Source organism: Mesorhizobium sp. PL10 (genome assembly GCF_053714315.1).
In genome coordinates this window covers 1-677 of record NZ_JBSKBR010000172.1, presented here as the reverse complement: position 1 = coordinate 677, position 677 = coordinate 1, and the positions used below count along the sequence as shown (strand labels likewise).

Annotated in this window: 2 protein-coding genes; both read left to right on the top strand. The window is 54.8% G+C overall.

Annotated elements, in window-relative coordinates; translation table 11 throughout:
- The coding region (locus tag ACWGTO_RS33705; RefSeq protein WP_454578984.1) for a gamma-glutamyl-gamma-aminobutyrate hydrolase family protein at positions 1 to 277 on the top strand (277 nt) is incomplete at its 5' end.
- A partial coding sequence (locus ACWGTO_RS33700; protein ID WP_454578983.1) for an EamA family transporter occupies positions 274 to 677 on the top strand: 404 nt, incomplete at its 3' end. The genes ACWGTO_RS33705 and ACWGTO_RS33700, both read left to right, overlap by 4 nt.

The following is a 677-nucleotide window of genomic DNA, read 5'->3' as shown; positions in this document are numbered from 1 at the left end:
AGCGGAGTGCATTCGCCGCCTTAAGACAAATTCTATTTCCGTCAACACACTGCACCAGCAGCGCATTGCGCGATTGGCGGATGGTCTTGCTGTTGATGCGCGATGCGTGGACGGCGTCATCGAAGCCGTATCGGTAAAGGAGGCAACGACATTTGCAGCAGCTGTGCAATGGCATCCTGAATGGTTTCACGACGAGGATCCGCTCAGCGGTGAAATCTTCCGTGCCTTCGGTGAGGCGTGCCATTTTCATGTGAAAGGAACAACGTTACAGCCATGAAAAGTAAGTATCCTTCGCCAATCCGCGGCGCTGCTTTCGCCCTTTTTGCGGCCCTGTCAAATGGAACCGTCGGTGTACTGTCCCGCTCCGCCTTCAATGAAGGTATCGGTCACACGGCTGTCGCATTCTGGCGTTGCGGCATCGCGCTTTCGCTGATTTCGATCGTCGTTCTCTGGAAAGCTGGGGGTTTGGCCCGATTAACTGCCGCTTTCGCGGGGTCGTGGAAAATTGCGGTTTGCTCCGCACTTGGCATCTTTACGCTTTATCATTTTGAAACCCACGCTTTCGATTATGCGCCGATCCCGCTTGTCGCCATCCTCGTTTTTGCCGGGGGGCTTGGCGCAATCGCGCTCGACATCGTCATCTTGAAGGAAAGAGTAACGACGCAGAAGGCGTTTGC